Origin of the sequence: Halorubrum sp. CBA1125, from assembly GCF_009742825.1 — an archaeon.
Lineage (GTDB): Archaea > Halobacteriota > Halobacteria > Halobacteriales > Haloferacaceae > Halorubrum.
In genome coordinates, this window is the sequence record NZ_WPCE01000124.1 from 1 (window position 1) to 8,681 (window position 8,681).

Genomic DNA, 8,681 nt, shown 5'->3' on the forward strand with positions numbered 1-8,681 from the left:
CGAGGACCACAGCGAGCCGCGCGAGTGCCTCACGGCTGGGGCTTTGTGAGTGTTCTCCCCGGTGGCACCGACCCATCTCCGAACGTCCCGAGTTCGCTCGAACCTATCCCTCTATCGGTACCACTAGCACGCTCATTCTAACGGATGATTCAACCACGATATGGGGAACACGGCTCCGTGTGTGGTGTTCTATGACATCCTCGTTTCCGGAGCGGAACTGGCAGTTTCCGGCGCAGGACTGACAACTCCGACCTCGAACCTCGCCTTCTGACCACAATCTCGCCTTCGAACCGCAACCTCGGCCTCGAACCTCAAGCTTCAATGCGCGCGGACGACTCCACGGGATATGAGCGACCAGGACTTACGGAAGGAGGCACACGACCTCGACGTCACCGTCTGGGTCGGCAAGAGCGGCGTCGACGCCGTCGTCGACGAGCTGGCCGACCAGCTCGACGACCGCAAGCTCGTGAAGGTGAAGTTCCTCAGAGCGGCCCGCGGCGGGACCACGACCGACGAGCTGGCCGACGAACTTGCCGACGCCACCGGCGCCGACCTGATCGAGACGCGCGGGAACACGGCGGTGTTCCACTGATGGCGGTTCCGGTCTCGGCTTCGGGAGGGAACGTCGTCGCGATCGGCGGCACACTGGAGCCGTACCTCGGCCCCTTCACGGGAGCGGCGATCGACGCCGCGACGTTCCTCGCGGTGGTCGTCGCCGCGTACCTCCTCTACCGGACCGTGGTCTCGTCGGTCGCCGAGCGGGTGTTCGACAGACAGGGACTGGACGACCACGCGCGGCGGCCGCTCCGGAAGATCTTCGCGTTCGTCGCGCTGTTCGTCGGGATCACGGCCGGCTTCGGCGCGGCGGGGTACGGCGATTTCCTGCAGTCGCTCGCCACCATCGCGGCGGCGGCCACGCTCGCGATCGGCCTCGCGCTCCAGGACGTCCTCAAGAACTTCGTCGCCGGGGTGTTCATCTACACGGACAAGCCGTTCCGCATCGGCGACTGGATCGAGTGGCAGGGGAACTCGGGGGTCGTCGAGGACATCTCCTTTCGGGTCACCCGCGTGCGGACCTTCGACAACGAACTGCTCACGGTGCCGAACAGCGTGCTCACCGGCGACGTGATCAAGAACCCGGTGGCGAAGGGGACGCTCCGGTTGAAGTTCGTCTTCGGGATCGACTACGAGGACGACATCGACAAGGCGACGGAGATCATCGTCGAGGAGGCCGAGCGCAGCGACGCGATCATGGACGACCCCGCGCCGTCGGTGCGGCTGATGGAACTGGCGGACTCGTACGTCGGGCTGCAGTCGCGGATCTGGATCGACGACCCCTCGCGGGCCGACTTCGTGAAGGCCCGCGCCGACTACGTGCAGGCGGTCAAAGAGCGGTTCGACGAGGAGGACATCTCCATCCCCTTCCCGCAGCGCACCGTCTCGGGCCGGAACTCGTGGGCGGAACCGGGCGCGTTCGGCGGCGACTGACCGGGCTCGGACGCTCCCCGCACCGGCTCGACGCCCGTCGACCGACCGATCCCGATAGTAACGAACTTGAGTGTCGGGTAACTCGGTGTGTCCATGCACGTGGTCGTCATCGGGGCCGGCGAGGTCGGCACGAGCATCGCTGCGAGCCTCGCGTCGGACCACGAGGTCGTCGTCGTCGACATCGATTCCGACCGCGCGGAACAGCTCAAGTACGAGCTCGACGTCCTCACGATCGCCGGTGACGGAACGACGTCGGAGATCCAGACGGCCGCGGAGGTCGGTCGCGCCGACATGGTCATCGCGTGTACCGACGACGACCAGACGAACCTCGTCGCCTGCGGCACCGCGAAGACGCTCGGCGACGGGTTCACGATCGCCCGGGTGAAAAGCACCGACTTCCTCCGGACGTGGGAGGGGAACGAAGGTGCGTTCGGGGTCGACTTCATGGTGTGTACGGACCTCCTCACCGCGGAGAACATCGTTCGCGTCATCGGCCTCCCGGCCGCGGTCGACGTCGACCCGTTCGCGGGCGGTTTGGTCCAGATGGCCGAGTTCGAGATCGCCGAGGGGAGCCCCGTGGCCGGACAGACGGTCTCGGAGGCGGACCGCTTCGAGTCGCTCACGTTCGTCGGGCTGTTCCGCGACGACGAGATGACTATCCCCCGCGGCGACACCGACATCATGGTCGGCGACCGCGCGGTGGTGATCGGGAGTCCCGAGAGCGTCCAGTCGTTCGCGACCGACGTCGCGCCGCAGACGACCCCCGACCACGCCGACGAGATCGTCGTCGTCGGCGGCAGCGAGATCGGGTACCAGACGGCGAGACTCCTCGAAGAACGCGACTTCAAGCCGCGGCTGATAGAACAGGACCCCGATCGCGCGCGCTGGCTCGCGGAGAACCTCCCGAACACGGTCGTGATGGAGCACGACGCGACCGACACGGAGTTCCTCGCGCGCGAGCACGTCGACGAGGCCGACATCGTCGTCACCGCGCTCCGGTCGGACGAGAAGAACCTGCTCATCTCCGTGCTCGCCAAGCGGCTCGGCGTCGACCGCGTGATCGCGGTCGTGGACAGCCCCGACTACGTCACGGTGTTCGAGGAGATCGGTATCGACATCGCGATCAACCCCCGCACCGTCACCGCCGAGGAGATCACGCGGTTCACCTACGAGAGCGTCGCCGAGAACATCGCCGTCCTGGAGAACGACCAGGCCGAGGTCCTCGAACTGGAGCTCACCGAGGGCTGTGGGCTCGTCGGCCGACCGATATCGGAGATCGTCGCCGACACCGACGTGCGGTTCGTCATCGGCGCGATCACCCGGAATCACACGCTCGTCACGCCCCGGGGGGACACCGTGCTCCAGGCCGGCGACCATGTCATCCTCCTCGTGGAATCGGACGCGATCGGCGCCATCACCTCGATGGCGTGACACGCCCGTGAGCATCACGATTCGGGTCGGCTGGCGAGCGAGCGTGGAACTCACCGGCGACGTCCTCGCCGCCCTCCCCGTCCCGCTGGCGTTCCCGCTCCTGCTGGCGCTCTACTACGGCGAGTCGCCGCTCCCGTTCCTCGCGGCGATCGCGGTCTCGCTCGCGCTCGGTGCCGGGTTTCGACAGCTTCGGGACCCGGACACGGACCTCGGCCCCCGCGAGGCGTTCCTCGCGGTGGCGCTGATCTGGTTCCTCGTCGCCGCGGTCGGCGCGATCCCGTTCGTCGTCGCCGGCGTCGGAACGGTCGCGCACCCGGTGAACGCGCTGTTCGAGGCGATGAGCGGACTGACGACGACGGGCGCGACGGTGCTCGAGGACTTCTCGCTCCACTCCCGGTCCGTGATGATGTGGCGGCAGGTGCTCCAGTGGCTCGGCGGGCTCGGCATCCTCATCTTGGCGACCGCGGTGCTCTCCGAGATCGGCGTCGGTGGGGCACAGCTGATGGAGTCGGAGTCACAGACGCAGGACGTCAACAAGCTCACGCCGAAGATATCACGGACGGCACAGCTCATCTGGGGGATCTACTTCGGGCTCACGGGGCTCGCGGTCGCCGTCTACTATCTGCTCGGACTCGCCGTCGACCCGCGGATGGACCTGTACAACGCGGTCGCGCACGCGCTCACCTCGGTGTCGACCGCGGGCTTCTCGCCCGAGCCGCTCTCCGTCGGGGCGTTCCACCCCGTGATCCAGTGGGCGGTCGTCCCGTTCATGGTGATCGGCTCGACGAGCTTCGTGCTCATCTACTTCTTCATCAACGGGGAGCCGATGCGGCTCCTGCGCAACGAGGAGTTCCACTTCTACCTCGGCGCGATGGGGACGCTCGCGTCGATCGTCGCGCTCGGGCTGTTCCTCGATCCCGGGGCCGGGTACGGCGCCGAGGCGACGGTCCGGCACGCCGTGTTCAACGTCGCGTCGATCGTGACGACGACGGGGTACGCCAGCACCGACTACGTGCAGTGGGCGCCCGCCGCGAAGCACATGCTGTTCATGGGGATGTTCGTCGGCGGGATGGTCGGGTCGACCACCTGTTCTATCAAGTCGTTGCGGTGGCTGGTCGCGCTGAAGTCGTTCCGGCGGAACCTCTACACCGCCATCCACCCGGAAGCGGTGCGGCCGGTCCGGATATCGGGGAAGCCGGTCGACGAGGGCGCGATCCGCGACATCTACGCGTACCTCCTCTTGAGTATCGTCATCTTCTTCCTGCTCACCGTGGTCATCGTCGTCGACGCGGAGCGGGCGGACCTCCGGGTGACCGAGTTCGAGGCGCTCGGCGCCGCGGCGACGACCTTCCTCAACATCGGTCCGGCCTTCGGCGACGCGGGCCCCTATGGGACGTTCGCGTCGTTCCCGATGAGCACCCGGGCCGTGATGATCGTCCTGATGTGGGTCGGTCGGATCGAGATAATTCCGGTGCTCGTGCTGTTCACGAAAGCGTTCTGGACCTCGTGACGGGCGCGAGACCCAAAACGGCGCGTCAACCCACCGGAGCGACCATCGACGGCTTCTTGTCTCGCGGAAAAGCTACGACAGACATCGGCGACGCCGGAGGACACTCGTGACGCGAACGGTCGATATCAGGGCGACGCTCAGCTACACCGGGAGCATCGTGAAGTACCTCTCGGCGACGATGAGCGTCCCGCTCGTCGTGGCGCTGATCTACGGGGAAGACGCCCTGACGTTCGCGGTCTCGATGGGGATCGGCGTCGCGATCGGCGCCGGGCTCGAACGGCTCGACGAGGAGCCGGACCTCAGCCCGCGGGACGCCCTCGCGGTCGTCTCGCTGGCCTGGCTCACGGCGGCGGTGATCGGCGCGATCCCGTACGTCCTCGCCGGGTACGGCACCGCGTCGGCGCTCGGCCACCCGGTGAACGCGCTGTTCGAGTCGATGAGCGGCTTCACGACCACGGGCGCGACCGCGACGGCCGAGATCAGCTTCGAGCGACACTCGCACGCCCTGTTGCTGTGGCGGCAGCTCACGCAGTGGCTCGGCGGGATGGGGATCATCGTGCTGATGGTGGCCATCCTCCCGCAGCTGGCCGTCAACGGCGCCCAGCTGATGAAGTCGGAGGCGCCGGGGCCCGGGCTCCAGAAGCTCACCCCGCGGATCGCCGAGACCGCCAGGGCGCTGTGGCTCATCTACGCCGGATTCACGGCCGCGCTGATCGCGATCCTGTTCGGACTCGGGCTCACGCCGCTCGCGCCGAATATGAACCTGTACAACGCGATCGCCCACGGGCTCTCGACGCTGCCGACCGGCGGCTTCTCGCCGCAGGCCGAGAGCATCGCGGCGTTCTCCCCCGTCGTCCAGTGGGTCTTCGTCCCGTTCATGGTGATCGCCGGCGTGAACTTCGCGCTGTTCTGGTACCTCCTTCGAGACGAGCCTCGGCGGATGTTCGAGAACACCGAGTTCCGCACGTACATGGGACTGGTGACCGCGTTCGCCGCCGTGCTCGCGGTCGGACTGTTCGCCGGCGGCGCGCCGTCGACAGCGATCGGCGGCGTCACGGAGGGCGTCACGGCGAACGCCCTCCGGCAGGGCGCGTTCCAGATCGCCTCGCTGATGAACTCGACGGGGTTCGCGACCGCCGACTTCGCGCAGTGGGACGCCCAGACGCGGTTCTTCCTCCTGTTCGTGATGTTCGTCGGGGGGTCGGCTGGGTCGACCGGCGGCGGGATCAAGGTGATCCGGTGGCTCGTCGTGGGGAAGGCGCTGTACCGGGAGCTGTACACGACGGCGAACCCGGACGTGGTCCGTCCGGTCCGGCTCGGGGGAGAAGTCGTCGACGAGGACGTGATCCGCGGGATCATGGTGTTCACGCTGCTGTACTTCGTCATCTTCGCGCTCGCGGCCGTGTTCATCGAGCTCGACACGGCCCGTGTCGGCGACGGCCTCTCCGGCACGGAGGCGCTGGCCGGCTCGCTCGCGACGATCGGCAACATCGGACCGGGGCTCGGTCCGCTCGGACCGTTCGGGAGTTACGAGTTCCTCCCGAACACGACGAAGGTCCTGATGATCGGGCTGATGTGGATCGGTCGCCTGGAGATCGTCCCCGTGCTGGCGCTGTTCGTCGCCGGTCTCGACGAGTGAGGCGACCGATGAGTCGGAGGACCCGAGGGACACGCCGCGGGGGCATCTTCTTAAGCGCCGACGGCGCTACTGTCGTGCATGACCGGAATCGACGATGCTACCGGACGAGCGCGGCTACACCCGTGATCTGTCTCCCGCGTGAGCAGTCGGCAGAATGAGCGACGGGCCGACGGTCCTGGTCGCGGTGTCGAACCCGCGGACCGAGAGCGCGCTCATCACGCTCGCCGGCGCGCTCGCCCAGCACGAGGGCGGTCGCGTGCTGGCGACGCACGTCGTCACCGTGCCGGACCAGACGTCGCTGGAGACGGCCGCCGAACAGCGGGACAGGCTCGACGCGTCCTCCGAGGAGCTCCTCACCGCTGCCGCGGCGGACGCGGCGGCGTTCGACGCCCCGATCGAGACGAAGACGATCCTCTCACACCGCGGGATCGAGGCGGTGTTCGACGCCGCACGCACGAACGACGCGGACACCGTCGTGATGGGGTACGGCGGAGCGCGGTTCGCGGGCGGGCGCGTCGAGGGCTCGCTGGACGAGCTCACCCACGACCTCCCGTGCGACTTCCTCGTCTTGGACGGCCAGACGCTGGACCTCTCGGACGTGCTCGTGCCGACCGCCGGCGGCCCCTCGTCCGACCTCTCCGCGGAGGTCGCGAGGGCGCTCCGGGACACCGTTGGCGTGGACGTGTCGCTGCTGTGCGTCGTCGAGTCGGGCGAGGAGGCGGCCGGCCGGGCGTTCCTCGCGGACTGGGCCGACGGCCACGGCCTCGGCGACGCGGAGCTGCGCATCGAGACGGGTGACGTCGAGGAGACGATCGGCCGGGTCGGCGAGGAGTACAGCCTCGTGATCGTCGGCGCGACGGAACGCGGGCTGCTCTCGCGAATCGTTCGCGGATCACTCGCGTTCGAGGCGATCGAGCACCTCGACACGCCGGTGTTGCTCTCGGAGCGGCCGTCCTCCCGGTCGCTGTGGGAGCGGCTGGTCGGCGGGCGGTGAAGGCAGGCAATCCGGGACGGAATCCGGGGAATCCGGGACGGAACCTGGATCCGAATCCGTCGTCTCTCCCGCAGTCGGCCGCTCGAAACCCCGATCTTTCGAGCCTCCCACGCGCCGAAACGGTCCACTTTAATCGGCGCGCCGCCTCGTTCCGGTATGACGGAGACGGCGATCCCCGAAGACCATCCGCGGTACGCGTCGCTCGTGACGCGCCACCGGATCGAGGCGGGCGTCGAGAAGGGGATCACCTCGAAGCAGGGGCTCATCGCGCAGGGGCGCGGCGAGGCGTTCGACTACCTCCTCGGCGAGCGGACGCTCCCGAGCGCGGACGCGGCCGCCCGCGCCGCCGCGGCCGCGCTGCTCGCGGCCGACCACCCCGTGGTCTCGGTGAACGGCAACGTCGCGGCGCTGGCGCCGGCGGAGACGGTCGAGCTGGCCGAGGCGGTCGGTGCCGACCTCGAGGTGAACCTCTTCAACCACACCGACGAGCGCGTCCGCCGGATCGCCGACCACCTGCGCGAGCACGGCGCCGACGAGGTGAAGGGGCTGGCCGGCGACGGCGAGATCCCCGGGCTCGACCACGCCCGCGGGACGGTCGACGCCGACGGGATCGAGGCCGCCGACGTGGTCGTCGTCCCGCTGGAGGACGGCGACCGCGCGGCCGCGCTCGATGCGATGGGGAAGACGGAGATCGTGATCGACCTCAACCCGGGGAGCCGATCGCCCCGGACGGCGGACATCCCGATCATCGACAATCTCGTTCGCGCGGTGCCGAACGCGACCGCCCACGCCCGGGACCTCGCCGACGCCGGGACGGCCGAACTGGACGCGATCGTCGCCGACTTCGACGCCGACGACGCGCTCGCGGCCGCGGAAGCGGCGATCCGCGAGGGATCGTTCGCCGTTGACGATCCCGAGTAGCGACGCGTCCGGCCCCCGTCACGCTCGGAGACCTCCAGTCCCCGTCGTCACCCCCTCCAGCGTCCCGTCAGCGCCGGAAAAACAAAGCCGCTCGCCGACGAACGGAGGGTATGGAACTCGACGAGACGGACCGTGCGATCCTCCGGATCCTCCAGCAGGACGCGCGCACCCCCTTCTCCGAGGTCGCGCGCCGGATCGACATGTCCAGCGCGACCGTCCACGACCGCGTCGGACGGATGGAAGACGCCGGCGTCATCGAGGGGTACCACGCCGCGATCGACCCCGGCTCGGTCGGCTACGGCGTCGCCGCGTTCGTCGGGCTCCGCCTCGAGCAGGGGCGCGAGGACGACGCGATCGACCGGCTCCGCGAGGTCGACGGCGTCCGCGAGATCCACCTCACGACCGGCGACTGGGACGTCCTCCTGCGGGTCGTCGCCGCCGACACCGACGGCCTCCGCGAGCTCATGTTCGACCGGATCGCCGAGGCGGAGGGGTTCTCGCGGTCGCAGACGATGGTCGTCCTCGACACGCCGTACGAGGCCACGGGGCCGCCGGTCTGAGCCGGCGCGACCGGAACCCTCAACTCGGGGACGGTCCGAACGGGACTCATGAGTATACGGGTCACAGAACGGATCGGGCTGTCGCCCGAGCGCGCGTGGGCGGCGACCGTCGGGGCCGTCGCGGCGCTGCTCGCGGTC

7 protein-coding genes and 1 pseudogene are annotated in these 8,681 nt (G+C 68.9%); all 8 read left to right on the forward strand.

The genetic code is table 11. The features are described from left to right. Positions 1-346 precede the first annotated feature (346 nt). The 8 genes and pseudogenes from GJ633_RS11180 to GJ633_RS11215 all read left to right on the forward strand — a co-directional run bounded on the left by GJ633_RS11180 (position 347) and on the right by GJ633_RS11215 (position 8,543). Complete coding sequence (locus GJ633_RS11180) at positions 347-592, forward strand: YhbY family RNA-binding protein (RefSeq protein ID WP_156588893.1); 246 nt, start codon at positions 347-349, stop codon at positions 590-592. After that, positions 592-1,488, forward strand: a complete 897-nt coding sequence (locus GJ633_RS11185; protein WP_156588894.1) for a mechanosensitive ion channel family protein — start codon at positions 592-594, stop codon at positions 1,486-1,488. The genes GJ633_RS11180 and GJ633_RS11185 overlap by 1 nt, the downstream gene beginning before the upstream one ends. A 93-nt stretch (positions 1,489-1,581) precedes the next feature. Next, positions 1,582-2,919 (forward strand): Trk system potassium transporter TrkA, encoded by a 1,338-nt coding sequence (gene trkA, locus GJ633_RS11190; protein ID WP_156588895.1) that lies wholly within the window; start codon positions 1,582-1,584, stop codon positions 2,917-2,919. 7 nt (positions 2,920-2,926) lie between these two features. Next, positions 2,927-4,429 (forward strand): TrkH family potassium uptake protein, encoded by a 1,503-nt coding sequence (locus GJ633_RS11195; RefSeq protein WP_321169038.1) that lies wholly within the window; start codon positions 2,927-2,929, stop codon positions 4,427-4,429. 106 nt (positions 4,430-4,535) lie between these two features. Continuing rightward, positions 4,536-6,068 carry a TrkH family potassium uptake protein gene (locus GJ633_RS11200; RefSeq protein WP_321169039.1) on the forward strand — a complete coding sequence of 511 codons (1,533 nt, stop codon included), beginning with the start codon at positions 4,536-4,538 and terminating at the stop codon, positions 6,066-6,068. Between the two features lie 163 nt (positions 6,069-6,231). Next, positions 6,232-7,062: pseudogene (locus GJ633_RS11205) on the forward strand (universal stress protein); the annotation flags it as partial. A 156-nt stretch (positions 7,063-7,218) separates the two neighbouring features. Beyond that, positions 7,219-7,983, forward strand: a complete 765-nt coding sequence (locus tag GJ633_RS11210; RefSeq protein ID WP_156588897.1) for a 4-phosphopantoate--beta-alanine ligase — start codon at positions 7,219-7,221, stop codon at positions 7,981-7,983. Positions 7,984-8,093: 110 nt separating this feature from the next. Continuing rightward, entirely contained in the window at positions 8,094-8,543 is a 450-nt protein-coding gene (locus GJ633_RS11215; RefSeq protein ID WP_156588898.1) for an Lrp/AsnC family transcriptional regulator, read from the forward strand. Positions 8,544-8,681 lie beyond the last annotated feature (138 nt).

Bases quoted from the DNA above. Each gene is read 5' to 3' on its own strand.
- GJ633_RS11180 (WP_156588893.1), top strand. From the start codon at position 347: ATGAGCGACCAGGACTTACGGAAGGAGGCACACGACCTCGACGTCACC.
- GJ633_RS11185 (WP_156588894.1), top strand. From the start codon at position 592: ATGGCGGTTCCGGTCTCGGCTTCGGGAGGGAACGTCGTCGCGATCGGC.
- trkA (WP_156588895.1), top strand. From the start codon at position 1,582: ATGCACGTGGTCGTCATCGGGGCCGGCGAGGTCGGCACGAGCATCGCT.
- GJ633_RS11210 (WP_156588897.1), top strand. From the start codon at position 7,219: ATGACGGAGACGGCGATCCCCGAAGACCATCCGCGGTACGCGTCGCTC.
- GJ633_RS11215 (WP_156588898.1), top strand. From the start codon at position 8,094: ATGGAACTCGACGAGACGGACCGTGCGATCCTCCGGATCCTCCAGCAG.